Origin of the sequence: Rufibacter radiotolerans, assembly GCF_001078055.1 — a bacterium.
Taxonomy (GTDB): domain Bacteria; phylum Bacteroidota; class Bacteroidia; order Cytophagales; family Hymenobacteraceae; genus Nibribacter; species Nibribacter radiotolerans.
On sequence record NZ_CP010777.1, the window covers coordinates 1,204,431 to 1,222,891 of the forward strand.

Consider the following 18,461-nt stretch of genomic DNA (forward strand, 5'->3'; position numbering starts at 1 on the left):
GGGTAAAACATTGGGGAAGGGCTTAGGTAGTAGTGTGGTATAAGCGAAGGTTAAGGTAAATAATAACAGGTCGCCGTGAGGCTAACCGGGCAAGATGAAAATTCCGGCCCAGCCGGTTTTTGTTTTAAGGCCGTTTTTAGTAAAACAGCCTTAAAACAGAAAGCCTTAGATATTAGAACAAGGCCTAAAGTTTAAAACCTGGCAGTAAGATAATAAGATTGGGATATCCTGAAAAGGTAACTGCTTTGAACTGGGTTGCTTACCGGAAAGGAGTGGGAAACAGACACATTTGCCAGGTGCGTAAAACCGCTGGGCAGGGCAAAGGAAGGGAGGAGAAAGAGAAATCGATTAAGGCCTTGTAGAAAGGTGTTTTGGGTCTCTTTTAAGAAAAACGGCCTCTAAACGCCAAGCGGGAAAATTTGAAAGAGGGGATTACAACTGCAGGTGGCAGGGAAGCTCCATTTCCTGGCCGGTCATCACAAAAAAGAAGTTCTGCAGTTGGTGCACGTAGGCCACGGGGGCGCTGGTGGCAATGTAGCCGCCGTTAAAGACAATCTCTTTGTACTTTGGGTCCAGGGCCCACTGGCTTAGCTCTGGGAACATGAACTCGTCTTCCAGCTCATCATAGTTGGCCCCCGAAAGCCATTCATCTGTCAGGGGGATAGGGTCATACAATGCCGCCTCGCCGCTGAGAATAGCCATCATGCGACCCGCATCAATGACCACGTAGGTCCCTGCCTCAGAAACTATATTACCAAGCCGAAGTTCATTTGCAAACATGCTGCAATATACGGGTTATCATTTTTATAAAAACACAATTGGCCCCAGTCTTGGGCAGAAGCCCAGTTGAAACCAGAAATCCAGGAAGGCAACCAGCTACTAGCCAGTGGGTTCCCTTAAAGGAGGCTTTTCTTGCCGGCCAATAGGGGAAACCCATCTTCGTTTTAACGGTCCCCGTCTTCGCTTTCGTCTTCGTCTGGCAGGTTTTTTTCACCCAGAAGCTCGTTCACCAGGTCCTGGTGGGTGGGTTCATAGATGAGTTCGCCTTTGAGCAGGAACTTGTGCACGTCCATCATCACGTCATAAATGGGGGTGTGCACGTGCATGGGAATCTTGAACAGGCGCTCGTCTCGTTTGTCAAAAGGGGTGGAAACCTTTGCGTCATAGAGGTAGGGGAGCAGGGTCTTGGAGCAACTGATGGCCACGCGGTGCACGGTATGGTCCTCAAAGTATGTTTGCAGGCGCTCGTTTATGTTCTCGAAGAATTCCAGGGTTTCGCCTAGCCGCACCCGGGAGCCGGCCCTGGATTTGCCTTTGGTCTTGAGGTACTTGATCTGGCTTTTGCCCTGCTTTTTACGCACCATGTAAGACCGGAACACTTTATGGTCCAGGTTAACCCCGTCCTCAAAGTAGCCCACCGCGCAGTTGCCCGCCTGTATAAGCAGCAGCACGTAGTGCACGGGTGCGTCCTCCTTTCCGCCCACGGCCGGAAACACAATAGGTAACCGGAAGATCACCTGCTCATTGCCGGCGGCGTCTAAAAGCAGCACGCGGTGCTTCTCCTGGTCATAGGCATACGGCACGGCCCCGGCCAGAATCTTTTGGAGCAGGTGGGCAGAGGTCTCTCTGGAAAGGAATCGGTTCATAAAACGGAATAGGCCTTTGTGAAAGTAAGCAAAAAGCCGCTCTATACGGCAAGCCACCCCCTTGGGCAAAAGTCAAATATACGCTAAAAGCACCAGGAGGCCGCCCATATCCTATAACCTGACCCAGGCAGATACGTTATTTAATATAGTATTAACAATAGAACCGCTGGTATTTTCCCTGTGCGCTGAGCACCCGGAAAACCAGCCTCCGCTTTGCGCCTCCTGCCCAAGATGCCGTCTGTCTGGTGTCTGTAAATGATCTGCCTGCCTGTTTCACCTCCCCCTTATTGCCAATGCACCGGTGCCTAAAAGAGTCCATGCCATGGAGCCATTCATCAAGCTGTTCAAAGAAATCAGTTACCAAGACCTGGGAAAAGTGGGGGGCAAGAATGCCTCGCTGGGCGAAATGTTCAACCAACTGAACCCGGTGGGGGTAAAGGTGCCCGACGGCTACGCCACAACGGCAGACGCCTATTGGTTTTTCCTGGACAACCAGAACCTGCGGCAGCCACTCACCCAGATATTGCACAGCCTGGACCTGGACCGGTTCTCTAACCTGGCAGCCGTGGGCGAGAAAGCCCGGGCCCTTATTCTGCGGGCCACCCTTCCAGAGCAGCTTTGCCAAGAAATTGAGAAAGGCTATGACTACCTCAAAAAGCAATACGGCGAGGAGATCTCCCTGGCCGTGAGAAGCAGCGCCACCGCCGAAGACCTGCCCACCGCCAGTTTTGCCGGCCAGCTGGAGACCTACCTGAATGTGCGGGGCCTGCGCCACCTGCTGTTGGCCTGCCACCACAGCTATGCCTCGCTGTTCACAGACCGCGCCATTAAGTACCGGGTAGACAACGGCTTTGACCACATGCAGGTGGCTTTGTCGGTGGGCGTGCAGGTAATGGTGCGGTCAGACAAGGCCAGTTCCGGGGTCATGTTCACCCTGGACCCAGATACCGGCTTTGAGAACGTGGTGGTCATCTCGGGGGCCTGGGGCCTGGGCGAAAACGTGGTGCAGGGGGCCGTGAACACCGATGAGTTCATGGTGTTCAAGCCTCTGCTGGAAACCGCCGCCCAACCCGTGATTTCACGCAAGCTGGGCAGCAAGGCCAAAACCATGGTTTACGCCGACCCCGCCGAGGGGGAACTTCAGAGCCCAACAGATGCAATTATAAACCTGGACACCCTCCCCGAGAAACAGGAACAGTTGGTCTTGCAGGACCAGGAAGTAGTGCAATTGGCCCGATGGGCTATCAAGATTGAGGACCACTACCACCAACCCATGGACATTGAATGGGCCAAAGACGGCCTCACCCAGGAACTGTTCATTGTGCAGGCCCGCCCCGAAACCGTGCAGAGCCAGCATAAGAACCAGGCGTTTTTCACCGAGTACACCCTGGAGGAAAAAGGCGAGGTGCTGTGCGCGGGCATTGGGCTGAGTAACCGCATTGTGTCAGGTATTGCCAGGATCCTGCACTCGCCGGCAGAGATAGACAAGCTGCAGGAAGGCGAGGTGCTGGTAACCCGTAAAACCGACCCGGACTGGGACCCCATCCTGAAAAAGGCCATCGCCATTGTCACCGAACAGGGCGGCCGCACCAGCCATGCCGCTATTGTCGCCCGTGAGGTAGGCGCCGTAGCTGTGCTGGGCACCAACAACGCCACCCAACAGATACAGGACGGCCAGGAGGTGACCGTATCCACCGCCGGCGGCGAGACCGGGTACGTGTATGCCGGCAAGCTGAAGTGGTCCGAAGTAAAAACCGATCTCCAGCACCTGGAAAAACCCCAGACCAAGGCCATGTTAATTCTGGGCGACCCAGAGCAGGCCTTCAAATACTCTTTCCTTCCCAATGATGGGGTAGGACTCATGCGCATGGAGTTCATCATCAACAATGCCATTCAGATTCACCCCATGGCCCTGAAGCATTTTGAGAAGGTGCAGGACCCGGCGGCCCGCGAGAAAATAGAAAATCTCACCCGCCAATACACTAACAAGGAAGACTTCTTCGTGGAGAAACTGGCCGAGGCGACCGCCCTCATTGCCGCCGCTTTCTACCCCAAAGACGTGATTGTGCGCATGAGCGATTTCAAGTCCAATGAGTATGCCAACCTTATTGGCGGCCGGCAGTTTGAACCCGAGGAATCTAACCCCATGATTGGGCTTCGGGGCGCCTCCAGGTATTACCACCCACTGTACCAGGAGGGGTTTGAGATGGAATGCCTGGCTATGAAAAAGGTGCGCGACGAAATGGGCCTCACCAACGTGAAACTGATGATTCCTTTCTGCAGAACCGTGGAGGAAGGCCGAAAAGTGATTGATCTTATGGCAGACTACGGGCTGCGGCGCGCCGAAAACCAACTGGAGATCTATGTAATGGTGGAGATTCCGTCTAACGCCCTCTTGGCCGAGGAGTTTGCCCAGCTTTTTGACGGCTTCTCCATCGGTTCCAATGACCTTACACAACTGACCTTGGGTGCCGACCGTGACTCGGGGTTGATCAGTGATATTTTCACCCCCTTTGACCCGGCCGTGCAGCAACTGATTGTCATGACCCTGCAGAAGGCGCACCGCACCGGCACCAAAACCGGGCTCTGCGGCCAGGCCCCCAGCGATTACCCGCAATACGCTTCCTTTTTAATAGAGAACGGCATAGACAGCATTTCCTTTAACCCAGATGCCTTCTTCCGGGGGCTGGAGAACATGCTGCAAGCCGAAAAGCTGCAGGCCCAGCGGCCCAGGCATTTAATTGAGGTGGGGTGATAAGCAACCCTATTCCTGGCCTGAAATTTCGCCAGAAGAGGTAACCCTCTAACATGTCCACACGCCTGTTCCCAATTTTAGGCAACATGAGAAAGATAGGATTTCTTTCAACTTTGGGGTTCTAACAACGTAAAATATAAAATAACATTCAAAATATTATATTTTAAATGTTTCCCAAGCCTAATCATTCACTAGATGTCTTACCTAAAAATTTTAATCTATGGCTAACCTAGCAAAAAGAAATGGGGGGGTGTCTACACCCACCAGATCTGTTTTTCCAGATTTTTTTTCTGACTTGGACCAATTCTTCGGGATGATGCCCGTGCCTATGAGAAGGCAGATGGAAATGAACGTTCCGTCAGTGAACATCAGAGACAGGAAAAAAGACTACCTGATTGAGGTGGCCGCGCCGGGCATGAAAAAAGAAGACTTCAACATTGACCTTGACAGGGGCATGCTCACCATCAGCAGCCAGAAAGAAGATGAGAAAACCGAGGACAAGGAGAATTACCACAAACGGGAGTACAACTACTCTTCCTTCAGCCGGTCCTTCACCCTACCCGAGAACCTAAAACCCGAGGAAATAAAGGCCCACTACGAGAATGGCATCCTGAGTCTGACCGTTCCCAAAAAAGAAACGGCAGATAATTCAAAACAGAGAATCAAGATTGACTAACGGAGCACCTGGCGCCTGACGCAAAGGCAACTGCCTTACTAATGAGGTAACTGCCTTTGCGTGGCCGCTCTGTAGGCCTTAGTAAAGCGTCAGCGCTTGCCGGCGGCCAATAGGGGGCAGGCAGGTTTCCTTTTTGCCCGGTCCTCGGGCTAGCTTTTCCTTACTTCAAAAATCCTGGCAAGGGCACTAAGTAAGATATGAGATGTTCCTGCAAAGTCTGTTCCCTAACAAAACTCTTTTTTCGGGTAGGCTTACCCATCCCGGGCAAGGAACCACCACTGTACCAAGAAAACACCTGAGGGGCATGAAAAAGGCGATCTTGTTATTTTTGCTTGCGCTAGGCTCTGCCGTACTGGCCATAGCGGGGTATAGGCTCCTAGACCAAAGGGTACAGCCCCAAAACCAGAATCAGAACACGGTCTCTTACAACCGCCTGGTTTCCTCCTCTTCCTCCTCCGCCGGAAACCCAGATTTCATAAGGGCCTCGTCGATGGTGATTCCGGCGGTGGTGCACGTCAACACTACTTACCCCATAAGTAATGGCCAGGGGGGAAACCCCATCCTGGACCTTTTCGGGTTGCCAGATAACCCGGTTCCGGCACGCAGTGCGGGTTCTGGGGTGATTATTACGCCAGATGGGTTTATTGTCACCAACAACCACGTCATAGAGAACACGGCCACTATAGACGTGGTGCTGCCAGACAAAAGAAGCTTTAAAGCCAAACTGGTGGGCCGCGACCCCAGCACCGATCTGGCGCTGCTCAAAGTGGAAGGGAAAAACCTGCCGGTGGTGGGTTTGGGCAACTCAGACAGCGTGCAGGTAGGCGAGTGGGTGCTGGCGGTAGGGTACCCATATTCGCTTAACTCTACCGTGACCGCGGGTATCATCAGTGCCAAAGGCCGGAGCATCGGCATTTTAAGCCGACCCAGCCAGGAAGATTACGCAGACCCTGGCCAGCCGGTCTCCAATTCGGCCGTGGAGGCCTTCCTGCAGACAGATGCCGCTATTAACCCGGGCAACAGCGGCGGGGCCCTGGTGAATACCAACGGGCAGCTGATTGGCATTAACGCCGCCATTGCCTCGCTCACGGGAAGTTACGCCGGCTACGGCTTTGCCATACCCGTCAACCTGATGCAGAAAGTGATAGGCGATCTAAGGAAATACGGAGAGGTGAAACGCGGCTACCTGGGGGTTAACTTCCCGGCCCCGGCGGTAGAGGACCAGATTCTGCGGGAGGGCGGCATTGACCCGGCCACCATTAAAGGGGTCTACATTATGGGCATACAGGCGGGCAGCGGGGCCGCCACCGCCGGGTTGAAGCAAGGCGATATCATCAAGAGCATAGACGGAATACAGGTCACCTCTTCCACTGAACTGTCTGAACGCATTGCCCGGCGCCACCCCGGCGACAAGGTGCAGATAGCGTACCTGCGCAACGGAAAACTCAAAAGTGCCCAGATAGAATTGAAGCCTGAGGAAAAACCGAAGGAACTGGCCCTGGATGACAAAGCCGCCAAAGGGTTGCAGGTTAAACTGGGCGCCACTTTCTCTCCTTTACCAGACCGGTTAAAGCAGCAGTACGGCCTTAAATCTGGGGTATACGTCACGGATGTGCAGCAAAACGGCTTCTTTGACTCGGTGGGCATACCCAAGGGCACCATCATTACCAGAATTAACGGTAGGCCGGTCAGCAGCCTCTCAGATATCAACAAAGCCCTGGGTGCGTCGCAAACCGGCATGGTGCGCTTTGAAGGCATTACCCCAGACGGCACCGTGTTTGTATTCAGCTTCCCATTGGGGGCTTAATAGTGCCCCACGCGCCCCGCCCGGCGGCTTCATGGTCACGGGCCTGGAATCTGTGTTGCGTTTTAGGGCTGTTTTCTTAGAAACGGACCTGAAACAGGAAATCAAAAATCCCCCTCTTCCTCCTGCCTTGGGCTCCCAGGTGTATTTGTATCCCTTCAGTTTTCATTTTTTCCACTTCATAATTTTAAACCTATGGCAAACTTAGCAAGAAGAGACGGCGGGGTTTCAGCACCGCTCACCTCCATTTTTCCTTCCTTTTTCTCAGACGTGGACCGCTTGTTCAATGAGGACATGTTCATGATGCCCATGTCCATGCGGCGGCAGATAGAAATGAACGTTCCGTCGGTAAACATCCGAGACCGGGAGAAAGACTACCTGATTGAGGTGGCCGCGCCGGGCATGAGAAAAGAGGACTTCAACATTGACATGGAACAGGGCGTGCTCACCATCAGCAGCCAGAAGGAAGACGAAAAGACCGAGGACAAGGAAAGCTACCACAAACGGGAGTACAACTACTCGTCCTTCAGCCGCTCTTTCACCCTACCAGAGAACCTCAGACCCGAAGAAATAAAGGCCCACTACGAGAATGGTATCCTGAGTTTAACCGTTCCCAAAAAACAAGAACAGGAAAAACCAAAGCAGAGAATCAAGATTGACTAAACCGGTGTAACGGTTCCCTTGTAAGCCGAAGTCATGATATGGCTTCGGCTTATTTCTTTTAATGGCTGCCTTTTTTCCTGGCTGAAAAACAGCCTGGTCCATCGCCTGCTGGTCTGCGCCCTTTTCTGCTATTACGGCCAATTTTGAGGGGTTTTGGAATGGCGTTGTTGGGTAAATTCTTCATCTTTGAGAAAGGGCTTTCTAACTCATAACGCTATGTCTGAAAAGGAAGAACAGGAAATAAAGAAGCTGAAGAAAAAGCTGAAGGTACAGGAGAAAAAGAACATTGAGATACGGGACCAATTGGCCCTGCAACGCACCATTTTCGCCAATGAGCGCACCCTTATGGCTTACCTGCGCACAGCCCTTACGTTTCTGGTGGCGGGCCTTTCCTTTATCAAGTTCTTTGACACGAAAGCATTTGATATTGCGGGCGGGGTTTTGATACCTATTGGCCTGTTGGTCTGCGGCTACGGGGTTTTCAGGTACTTCGAGAAATCAAAGCATATTACCCTGCACCAGGAGGAATACGCCGAAACCAGCCATATGCACGCCCACATCCATGAAAAAGAAGCCTCGCGCTACGGAAATATAGACTAGCCTTTCCTAGCTTAAAGCCAGCAACTTGGTATTGTTTGGTAACGCAAGGGCCTTTAGTTGCCGTTGTAATTTTCTTCTGGTTACCCGCCGCAAACAGGCCGTTTTTATAGCCGAAATTTCTTTAAACCGTACTTAATAAGACAGGCGAACCTTCCCTGAAACTGATGATTTACTGGCCTGGGTGGTTATACAACTCTGTGACGTTTTAAGCCTGTTTTTGCTTAAACGGGCCCAAAACAGGAAATGATCGTGTGGAGGAAAAGGCGTTCGTTTTGGGTAAGTTTTCCTGAAAACAGGCCCAAAACGGAAACGGGCCCTGGAAGCTTATTCTCTCTTTGACTGTTGCTTTACAAAACAGGCTGTTCTGGATACCATGTGTGCGTTCACCTCTAAAAAATGTAGCATGTTCAAAGACCGAAAAGACGCCGCCCTTCACCTGGCCAAAGCCCTGAATAAATATAAAGGCCTGGGGGTAATTGTGTTGGGCATACCCAGAGGCGGAGCAGAAACCGGCTTCTACGTCGCCCAGCATTTAGGCGCTGAGTTTTCCCTGCTGGTTTCCCGGAAGCTGGGCCACCCCAACAACCCTGAATACGCCATTGGCGCCATTGCCGAGGACGGTAGTATTTACATTAATGAAAAGGCGCAGGCGGGGCTGTCGCCGGAGGTGCTGGAGCATACCATTGCGCAGCAGAAAAAAGAGATAACGCGTAGGATTGACGTGCTGCGCAACGGGGAGCCCTTGCCTAAAATCAGGAACAAAACCGTGATTCTGGTAGATGACGGCATTGCCACCGGGTCTACCTTGTTCGCCTCCATTAAAATGTGCCGCAACCAAGGCGTGGGTAAACTGGTGGTAGCCGCCCCCGTAGCCGGCCCGGAGATGAAAAGCAGACTGCTGAAGGAGGTGGATGACGTGGTCATTTTGGAGACCCCCGAATTCTTTCAGGGGGTATCACAGGGCTATGAACTGTTCTACAACCTCTCAGATGAGGAGACCATTGATTTCTTAGACCGCTGGAAAGAAAACCGGTAACCTAAACCGGTCCTTTTCTGCTTTTTATGTTCCAATCCGGCTACTTGCCAAGCAGCCGTTTTAATTGAATTTCTTTGTCGTAGGGCCTCACGCTTTCACCTGATTATCCGGCGCTGATCTATGGCACTTCCTCCCGCGGGTTCTTCGGCTTCTCTGTCACTGTTTCTGTGCGGGGATGTCATGACCGGACGCGCCATTGACCAGATTCTGCCCCATCCGGTAGACCCGCAACTTTATGAGTCTTATGTGCAGGACGCCCGGCATTACATCCAGATGGCCGAAAAGAAGTCCGGGCAGAAGATACAGAGGCCCGTGCCGTTGGATTACGTCTGGGGAGATGCGCTGGAAGTCTGGCGCCAAAGAACCCCGGACCTGAAACTCATCAACCTGGAGACAAGCCTCACTACGCACAGCGTGCCCTGGCCCGCCAAGGAAGTGCAATACAGAATGCACCCAGCCAATGTGGCCGTGCTCACGGCCGCCGGCTTCAACTTCTGCTCGCTGGCTAACAACCATACCCTGGACTGGGGCCGCGAAGGGCTACTGGAAACCATGGAGACGCTCCAAAAGGCGGGAATTCCCTTCGGCGGAGCCGGGAAAGACCAGGCAGAAGCCGTAAAACCCACCTTGCTGCAAACCCAGAAAGGCCGGGTGATAATATTGGCCTGCGGGCTGGAAAGCAGCGGCATTCCCAAAGCCTGGGCGGCCACTCCAGCACAGCCCGGCCTTCATCTGCTGCCTGACCTGGGCAGTGACACGGTGGAAACCATAGCCGAGCAGGTTATCGCCTTGAAAGCCCCCGGGGATGTGGTGGTATTCTCGGTGCACTGGGGCAGTAACTGGGGCTATGAGATACCGCCTTCGCACCGCAGGTTTGCCCATGACCTGATAGACGTAGCAGGCGTGGACCTGGTATTTGGCCATTCCTCGCACCACCCGCGGGGTATAGAGGTGTTCCGGCAAAAGCTGATCGTGTACGGCGCCGGAGATTTCCTGAACGACTATGAAGGCATTGGCGGCCATGAACAGTTCAGGGGGGACCTTTCCCTCATGTATTTCCCTGATTTGGACCCCGCCACCGGTCAGCTGGTTTCCCTTCAAATGGTCCCTTTACAGATAAAGAATTTCCGGTTACAGCATGCCTCTGCCCAAGATGCGGCATGGCTTAGAGATACGCTCAACAGGGAATGTGAGAAATTTGGGGCCGGGGTGGCGTTGCAGGACAAGTACCTGATCCTTACTTTTTAGATAAAGGCTTTCCAGGCCTGGTTTAAGAGAAATTATACCACATGCAGCACCGGCACCTCTTTTAAGGGAGCGCTGCGTTTGCCCAGGATTTCCTCCAGGTCTTCCTTAAAGATAACCTCTTTTTGCAGCAGCCGCTCTGCCAGTTTGCCCAGTGCTTCCTTCTGTTGCACCAGAATATTCTTGGCCTGCCCGTAGGCGTCGTTGATCAATTTCATCACCTCGGCGTCAATCAATTTTCCGGTTTCCTCGCTGTAGGGTTTAGAAAGCCGGGTGTCCTGCTGTCCCGTGGAGTCATAGAAGCTGATGTTGCCAATCTGCTTGTCAAACCCGTAGTAGGCTACCATCATGTAGGCCTCTTTGGTGGCTTTCTCCAGATCGTCTAGGGCCCCGGAGGTTACCTCACCAAACGTCACCTCTTCGGCGGCCCGGCCGGCCAGAATAGCGCTCAGGTGCTCAGAAAAGGCCGTGGCAGATTTGAGTTGGTGCTCCTCAGGCAAGTACCAGGCGGCCCCCAGTGACTTTCCTCTGGGAATAATGGATACCTTGATAAGCGGGTCAACGTGCGGCAGCAGCCAACTCACAATGGCGTGCCCAGACTCATGGTAGGCAATGATTTTTTTCTCTTCGGGAGAGATGATCTTGCTTTTTTTCTCCAGCCCGGCCACAATCCGGTCCATGGCATCCAGGAAGTCCTGGCGGTCAATGCTTTCCTTTTTCTTGCGGGCGGCTATGAGTGCGGCCTCATTGCAGACGTTGGCAATATCGGCGCCGGAAAAGCCCGGGGTTTGGGCCGCCAGAAAGCCAGGGTCAATGCTCTGGTCAATTTTAAGGGGCCTGAGGTGCACCTTAAAGATTTCCTCGCGGTCCCGTATGTTGGGCAATTCCAGGTAAATGTGGCGGTCAAACCTTCCGGGCCTGATGAGGGCCGGGTCCAGCAGGTCGGCGCGGTTGGTGGCCGCCAGCACAATTACCCCGCTGTTGGTTTCAAAACCGTCCATCTCCGTTAGCAGCTGGTTGAGGGTGCTTTCGCGTTCATCGTTTGACCCGGAGAAGAGCGCCTGTTTGCCCCGTGACTGGCCAATGCTGTCTATTTCGTCAATAAAGATAATGCAGGGGGCTTTTTCCTTGGCTTGCTTGAACAGGTCGCGCACGCGCGAGGCACCTACGCCCACAAACATTTCCACAAATTCAGAACCAGACATGGAAAAGAAGGGTACCTGGGCCTCACCGGCCATGGCCTTGGCCAGGAGGGTTTTCCCGGTCCCCGGAGGTCCTACTAGAATAACGCCTTTGGGAATCTTGGCGCCCAGTTTGGTGAACGCCTCGGGGCTTTTAAGAAAATCCACCACCTCTTTTACTTCCATGGCGGCCTCCTCCAGACCAGCCACATCATTAAAGGTGATTTTGCTTTTATGCTCTTTGTCAAAGAGCATGGCTTTAGACTTCCCGAAACTGAAAATAGAGCTTCCGCCCCCAGCCCCGGCGTTCCGCATCAAAAACTGCCAGAACATGACCATCAGAAAAATAGGGAAGAGCCATAGGATCATATTGCCAAACCAGTTTTCCTGTTTAATGTAAACCACTTCCACCCGCTGGTCTAAGGGCACTCCCTGCTGGGCCTGCTCCAGGTTATGCTCAAAGCTTTCCACCGACCCAATGGTTAGGGAATAGTGGGGACCCGGGGCCGCTTGCTTGGCGTTGCCTGGTTTCATGACGTCTTTGAAAGGAAGGCTGTCGGCAAACTCCTTTTTGATGAAGATGTTGGCCTCCTCGCCGTTGATGACCTCAATCTTATCAATGGCCTTGCGGCTGAGCATGTACTTCTCCACCTCCAGCCAGGAGGTTGCCTGCCTGGCCGAATTGCCCGAGTTATACATGGTGAAAATCAAAATACCCATGAACAGCACATACAGCATCATAGGAGACACCCGGGATTGGGGCGGCTTGTTGGGAGTTGGGTCTGTATGGGGAGTTGGATCTGCCACGGTATTACGGTAAGCCCTATATTCTTTTACTTCTTCTACCATTAAGTGGATGTGGGTTTTGGCTTATTTTGCTAAATTTTTCGTCCTTTTTCAGCTTGGGTTCAGGTTATAGGCAAAGGAAGGAAAAGCGTTGAAGGTAAAGGAGATAGGTGGGTGAGAGGAGTGTGAGAATTCCTTTTTTTACGGCCGTAGGTGGCAGTGCCGGAAGGATAAATAGAGGTGAATTACATAGAAGGCACAGGTCAGGAACTGATTCTTATCAGCTTTTATAAGTCCCGTAATGCCTTACTTTGGGGGCACGGCCTATGGCACAACCCAATCGCCCGAAAATGATAACAGAACAACTCCTGAACCCGCGCAGCATTGCCATTATAGGCGCCTCTAATGATATCTCTAAACCCGGCGGGAAAGTGCTACACAACATCCTTGCCCACGGCTTTGAGGGACAGCTTTATGGCGTGAACCCCAAAGAGCAGCAGGTGCAGGGAATAGCCTGCTACCCCGCCTGTGCGGCTTTGCCGGAGGTGGACCTGGCCATTATTGCGGTGGCCGCCCAGTACGTAGAAGAGGCCCTGAGCACCCTGGCCTTTGAGAAGAACTGTAAAGCGTTTATCCTGTTTTCAGCGGGTTTCAGTGAAACCGGGCCCCAAGGGGAAGCCCTGGAAAAACGGTGCGTGGAGATTGTGAATGCCGTGGGCGGTACGCTGATTGGGCCCAACTGTATTGGGGTGCTGACCCAGAAATACAAAGGCGTTTTTGCCGGCCCGGTCCCCGAGTATGATGCCATGGGCTGTGACTGCGTATCGGCCTCTGGGGCCACCATGGTGTATTTGCTGGAGATGGCTATCCCGAGGGGATTGAAATTCAGAGATATCTTCTCAGTTGGCAACAGTGCCCAAATTGGGGTGGAAGACGTACTGCAGTACTGGGACGAAACCTTTGATCCCGAGACCAGCTCCCGGGTCAAGCTCCTGTACATGGAGCAGATTGCGGACCCGAAGCGGTTCCTGAAACATGCCTGGTCTCTGGTGCAGAAAGGCTGCCGGATTGCGGCCATCAAGGCAGGAAGTACCGAGGCAGGTTCCAGGGCAGTGTCTTCGCACACGGGCGCCCTGGCCGGCTCTAATACCGCCGTGAGTGCGCTGTTCCGGAAGGCGGGCATTATCCGGTGTTACAGCCGCATTGAACTGGTGTACGTAGCGGCTATCTTTTCCATTAAACCCTTAAAAGGCGACCGCCTGGCCGTCATCACCCACGCGGGCGGACCGGGCGTGATGCTCACCGATATTCTGGTGAAAGGCGGCATGCAGGTTCCGCACCTGGAAGGGCCCAAAGCAGACGCCTTGCTCTCCAGATTGTACCCGGGGTCTTCGGTGGCTAACCCCATTGATTTCCTGGCCACCGGCAACGCCACGCAACTGGGCGAGATTCTGGACTTCGTGGAAAATGAATTTGACGAGATTGACGGCGCCGTGGTGGTGTTTGGTACTACCGGTATGTGGCGGGTGGACGACGTGTACCAGGTATTGCATGAAAAAATAAGGTCCTGCCGGAAGCCTATCTTCCCAATACTTCCCTCGGCTATTCAAGCCGCCGAAGAAGTAAGCCATTTCCAGGCCATGGGGCACGTGAATTTCACTGATGAAGTCAGCTTTGGCTACGTGTTAACCCGGGTGAACAAGATGCAGCCCCTTTACCCAGACCCGGTCTTGCCCGCGGTAGATACCCAAAAGATAAGGCAAATAGTGGAGAAGAATCCTGCCGGGTATTTATCCCCGGCCCAGGTCTTTGAACTGCTGGAGGCGGCTGGAATCGTTACTGTGCGGCAAGCAACGGTCATGTCTAAAGAGGCAGCCATAGCGCAGGGAGAGGCTATAGGGTTTCCATTGGTCATGAAAGTGGTAGGTCCGGTTCACAAATCAGATATGGGCGGTGTGGTCACCGGGGTTAAAAGTCCGGAAGAAGTGGCCAACACCTATGCTACCCTCATGAGCCTGGAAGGAGTAGAAGGCGTCTTGCTGCAGCAACAGGTCAGGGGCATTGAAGTCTACATGGGCGCCAAGGCAGAAGACGCCTACGGCCACCAGATCCTGTGCGGCCTGGGCGGGATCTTTGTAGAGGTTTTCAAGGATGTGTCCGCGGCCCTGGCCCCCGTAGGGAGAGAAGAAGCCACCCGCATGATCAGGCGCCTGAAATCCTACCCTATCATTCAGGGAGTGCGGGGCAAGGAAGGCGTGAGCGAGGAATTACTGGTGGCTACCCTTATGAAGCTGAGTGCCCTGCTCCAGGCCGCCCCAGAAATAACCGAGATGGACATAAACCCCTTACTGGGCACCCCACAGGCTTTAGTGGCCGTGGACGCCAGAATCCTGATTGGGTGACCTTTGAAAAGACTTACTAATCCGATTTCTGTTTTGAGGCTGCTTTCAGGAAAACAGCTCCAAAACAGAAATTCTCCCCGTTTCTGACCTGACTAATCAAAACGCCTCCGTAACAAGTTTACTTTTTAGTCATGCTTTCTATTATAACTGTTAAATGGTTTTATAAGCCTGCTAAAGGATGTATGCCGCAATGAAATTACTTTCCGTTTTGGGCGTGTTTTCTGGAAAACAGGCCCAAAACGGAAAGAAGGAAAAGCACCAGCGGACGATTTTTCCTGAGTTAAATGGGTTTAGCGGTAAATGATGAAAACGGGAATCGGCTGTCAGGTAGCAATCTGACAGCCGATTCTAGGAAAGACAAAAACTAAGATTGGCCTAGGAGTTAGATCACCTCCAGGGCCTTGTACCTTAGGTTCCAGTATTGGGGCTCCGTGTCTTCCGTTTTCTGTAGCCAGTAATCCTGGGTTACCTTTCTGCCATCAAAGGTTTTAAGCCGGCGCTCAAACACGTAAGTAGTAGGGTTAAACACCATATCCGTTACGGCCACGGTATAAAGGGTGGGGTCTGTTTCGGCTTTCTTCTTTTCTTCCTCAATCACCACCTCAAACCCATTATGCTCCAGCAGGTCTTTTAAGAAGCCTTTCCGGCCTTCATTTACCTGCTTTTCCACAAATGTGACTCTGGTTTCTCCTATGCTTCCAAAAGCATGTTTTCCTTCTAGTGCCATAGCTTTTTAGTTAAAGACGCCGCTTAATTCAAAGATGTAGTCATACAATGGGCTGTAGAGCCCTAGCACCAGAATGCCAATCACGGTTATGGTCAGGCCGAGGCGCATGTAGATTTTGTTCTGGAACAAGGGAATGGGGTTGTCGCTTTTGCGCAGGAACATGGCCCGTACCACCAGCAGGTAATAGAATAGGGAGATAGTCACGTTTACCACCGCCAGGAACACCAGCAGGTAATAACCCTCACTGGCCGCCGCCGTGAACAGGAAGAACTTGCCAAAGAAGCCGGCCACGGGCGGAATACCAGCCAACGAGAAAAGGGCCAGCATCATGACCAGACTCAGTTTAGGGTTGGTGCGGTAGAGGCCATTGTAATCGTCCATGTTCTCCTTGCCAGTTTGCAGCGAAATGGCCTGCACCACCCCAAAGGCGGCCAGGTTAGAGAAGATGTAGATCATTACAAAGTACACCACCGTGGCAGTACCTAACTGCGTGCCCGTGATCAAGCCCAGCAGAATAAAACCAGCCTGCGAGATAGACGAGAAAGCCAGGAATCGTTTCATGTTCTGCTGGCGCAGGGCAAACAGGTTGCCCAGGAACATGGTGGCCAGGGCCACTACGTAAATCAGGTTTTCCCATACCGGCATGAGTGGCTTCAGCACGGTGAAGAGCAAGATCATTAAGATGAACGCCGCCGCTCCTTTGGAGATGGCCGATAGGTAAGAGGCCACGCTGATAGGGGCTCCTTCGTACACATCGGCGGTCCAGAAATGGAACGGTACCAGGGAGATTTTAAAGGCCAGCCCGGCAAAGAACAGCACAAAGCCCAGCACCGACAGGTGAGCGGTAGTGATGACCTGCGCCACGTCATTGAAATAGATGGAGCCGGTGGTGGCATAGAGCATGGAAATTCCGAACAGAGACACCCCGGAGGCCAGCGCTGCCGACAGAATCAGTTTAATCCCTGCTTCACTTGAGCTTCGCTTCATCAATTCATAAGAAGCCAAGGCAGCTACCGGCAGGGTGGACAACTCCAACCCAATGTAGAACATCAGGAAGTCACCAGCGGAGATCATGAAATACATGCCCAGCAGCGAAAAGAACAGGAGAATGAAAAACTCGGTGCCCCGGTTCTGTTTCACAATCTTTTCCTGCAGCCAGTCCGCAGACTGTAACAAGAGCACTAATACCCCAATGTTCAGGACGTTTTTAAAGAAATGGATGAGGCTGTTGGTCCGGAACATGCCCCCAAACAAGCTGTCTTCAGCTATTGGCAGAAACCCCAGCGCGGTATGCACCCCAAACAGGAGAATGGCTAAATGCACGGTGCTGCTTTTCCTGTGGGAAGGAATAAAAATCTCAGCTATTACCAGGAGCAGGGCTATCCCTAGTAATAATACTTCCTGCCGCATGAGTAAAAGGCTACTTGTATCCATTGCCGTAACTGTTAAGAATTAAAGAACCCCCTGAATGAAGGGTTGAATGCTTTTGGTGATCATTTCGCTTAACCAGAATGGCGCCACGCCAATCGCTACTATCGGGATAAGCAATAATAGAATGCCCGTGGTCTCATACCAGGTAGCCTGGGGCAGGTCATTGAATTCAGGGTTTTTCACCGGCCCCATGAGCATGATGCCTACCACCCGCAGAATGTACACGGCGGTGATCACAATGGCAGACACTGATAAGATAGTGGCCACCCGGTAAAACATCTCTTCCCGCTGGAACGCGCCCACAAAGATGTTCATCTCGGCCACAAAGCCACTGAACCCTGGTAAGCCCAGAGAGGCCATGCCCGCAATCACGTAGATCACCGAGATGAACGGAATCACCTTTAAGAGTCCGCCCAGTTTGGTAATATCCCGGGTGTGGGTTCTGGAGTAGATCATGCCAATCAAGGCAAAGAAAAGGGCCGTCATAAACCCATGCGACAGGGACTGCAGAATAGCGCCGTTCCAGGCCGTCTTGTTAAGCATAAGCAGGGAAAACAACACCATGCCCAGGTGACTCACCGAAGAGTAGGCGTTGATGTACTTCAGGTCGGTTTGTTTAATGGCCGCAAAGGCCCCGTACACCACCCCGGTGGCTGATAAAATGATGAAGAACCAGGACCATTCAATAGCACCGGCAGGCAGCAGGAACATGGCAACCCTGAAGACCCCGTACCCCCCCAGCTTCATCAGTACGCCGGCATGCAGCATAGACACCGCGGTAGGGGCAGAGGCGTGGCCGTCTGGCGACCAGGTATGGAAGGGAAACAGGGCGCCCAATACGGCAAAGCCGATAAACGTCAAGGGGAAGAACAGCCGCTGCGCCTCTACCGGAATGCTCACTTTGGCAATCTCCAGAATATTGAAGGTTAAGGGGCCGCCGTCGGCATTGGAGTTGAAGTAAATACCCAAAATCCCTACCATCAGCACCGCAGAGGCACCCATCAGCATCAGGGTCAGTTTCATGGCCGAGTATTCCTTAGGGCCAGAGCCCCAGATGCCAATGAGCAGGTACATCGGGATCACCGCAATCTCATAGAACACGAACATAGTAAACAGGTCTATAGAAATAAAGAACCCATACACCCCGGTAGACAAAACCAGCAGCGAGATGAAGAATTCTTTGGGCAGCTCCTCTATTTCCCAGGAGATGAACACCCCCGCCAAGACAATAATGGCGGTGAGCAGAATCAAGGCCACGGAGATTCCGTCTACCCCAATAGAGTAATGGATATTGAAGTGCCGGAACCAGACCTCGTCACGGGTGAAGAGCATCACGCTTTCATTTACTGCCCTTTCCTGAATATAGGCATAGAGTAAATGAATGGCCATACCAAGTTGAATAAGGCTGCCCACCATAGACACCAGGCGGGCCCGGGATAGCCCTTTGGTGAAAACCAGCGCGGTAATGACCAGGATAGGGAAAACGACGAAGAGAGATAGAATATCCAT

At 52.7% G+C, this 18,461-nt stretch carries 14 protein-coding genes; 8 read left to right on the forward strand and 6 right to left on the reverse strand.

Going from position 1 to position 18,461, the window contains the following annotated elements; all coding sequences use genetic code 11:
* Positions 1-432: 432 nt before the first annotated feature.
* Together TH63_RS05030 and TH63_RS05035 are read right to left on the reverse strand one after the other, a co-directional pair.
* Positions 433-780 carry a hypothetical protein gene (locus TH63_RS05030; RefSeq protein ID WP_048919990.1) on the reverse strand — a complete coding sequence of 116 codons (348 nt, stop codon included), beginning with the start codon at positions 778-780 and terminating at the stop codon, positions 433-435.
* Positions 781-944: 164 nt separating this feature from the next.
* A complete protein-coding gene (locus TH63_RS05035; protein ID WP_048919991.1) occupies positions 945-1,646 on the reverse strand; it encodes a hypothetical protein in 702 nt (233 codons plus the stop codon).
* Between the two features lie 322 nt (positions 1,647-1,968).
* On the opposite strand from TH63_RS05035, the gene ppsA reads away from it, so the two are divergent.
* From ppsA to TH63_RS05070, 7 genes are all read left to right on the forward strand, one after another.
* Positions 1,969-4,401, forward strand: coding sequence for a phosphoenolpyruvate synthase (ppsA, locus tag TH63_RS05040; protein ID WP_048919992.1), 2,433 nt, complete (start codon positions 1,969-1,971; stop codon positions 4,399-4,401).
* Positions 4,402-4,621: 220 nt separating this feature from the next.
* A complete protein-coding gene (locus TH63_RS05045; RefSeq protein ID WP_048919993.1) occupies positions 4,622-5,077 on the forward strand; it encodes an Hsp20/alpha crystallin family protein in 456 nt (151 codons plus the stop codon).
* Positions 5,078-5,381: 304 nt separating this feature from the next.
* Complete coding sequence (locus TH63_RS05050; protein ID WP_048922591.1) at positions 5,382-6,884, forward strand: trypsin-like peptidase domain-containing protein; 1,503 nt, start codon at positions 5,382-5,384, stop codon at positions 6,882-6,884.
* A gap of 192 nt (positions 6,885-7,076) precedes the next feature.
* A complete protein-coding gene (locus TH63_RS05055) occupies positions 7,077-7,544 on the forward strand; it encodes an Hsp20/alpha crystallin family protein (protein ID WP_048919994.1) in 468 nt (155 codons plus the stop codon).
* A 216-nt stretch (positions 7,545-7,760) separates the two neighbouring features.
* Positions 7,761-8,144 (forward strand): DUF202 domain-containing protein, encoded by a 384-nt coding sequence (locus tag TH63_RS05060; protein WP_048919995.1) that lies wholly within the window; start codon positions 7,761-7,763, stop codon positions 8,142-8,144.
* Positions 8,145-8,547: 403 nt separating this feature from the next.
* Positions 8,548-9,180 (forward strand): phosphoribosyltransferase, encoded by a 633-nt coding sequence (locus tag TH63_RS05065; RefSeq protein ID WP_048922592.1) that lies wholly within the window; start codon positions 8,548-8,550, stop codon positions 9,178-9,180.
* 120 nt (positions 9,181-9,300) lie between these two features.
* On the forward strand, positions 9,301-10,428 hold the full coding sequence (locus tag TH63_RS05070) for a CapA family protein (protein WP_048919996.1): 1,128 nt from the start codon (positions 9,301-9,303) through the stop codon (positions 10,426-10,428).
* A 32-nt stretch (positions 10,429-10,460) separates the two neighbouring features.
* Here TH63_RS05070 and ftsH read toward each other — a convergent pair whose 3' ends face one another.
* On the reverse strand, positions 10,461-12,455 hold the full coding sequence (gene ftsH / locus TH63_RS05075; protein WP_082161558.1) for an ATP-dependent zinc metalloprotease FtsH: 1,995 nt from the start codon (positions 12,453-12,455) through the stop codon (positions 10,461-10,463).
* A 287-nt stretch (positions 12,456-12,742) separates the two neighbouring features.
* On the opposite strand from ftsH, the gene TH63_RS05080 reads away from it, so the two are divergent.
* Positions 12,743-14,794, forward strand: a complete 2,052-nt coding sequence (locus tag TH63_RS05080) for an acetate--CoA ligase family protein (RefSeq protein ID WP_048919997.1) — start codon at positions 12,743-12,745, stop codon at positions 14,792-14,794.
* A gap of 382 nt (positions 14,795-15,176) precedes the next feature.
* Here the strand turns inward: TH63_RS05080 and TH63_RS05085 are convergent, their stop codons facing one another.
* From TH63_RS05085 to TH63_RS05095, 3 genes are read right to left on the reverse strand one after another with little or no spacing between them, the layout of a single operon-like run.
* Positions 15,177-15,521 carry a hypothetical protein gene (locus TH63_RS05085; protein WP_048919998.1) on the reverse strand — a complete coding sequence of 115 codons (345 nt, stop codon included), beginning with the start codon at positions 15,519-15,521 and terminating at the stop codon, positions 15,177-15,179.
* 6 nt (positions 15,522-15,527) lie between these two features.
* On the reverse strand, positions 15,528-16,955 hold the full coding sequence (locus TH63_RS05090) for an NADH-quinone oxidoreductase subunit N (RefSeq protein WP_048919999.1): 1,428 nt from the start codon (positions 16,953-16,955) through the stop codon (positions 15,528-15,530).
* Between the two features lie 18 nt (positions 16,956-16,973).
* A complete protein-coding gene (locus tag TH63_RS05095) occupies positions 16,974-18,461 on the reverse strand; it encodes a complex I subunit 4 family protein (protein WP_048920000.1) in 1,488 nt (495 codons plus the stop codon).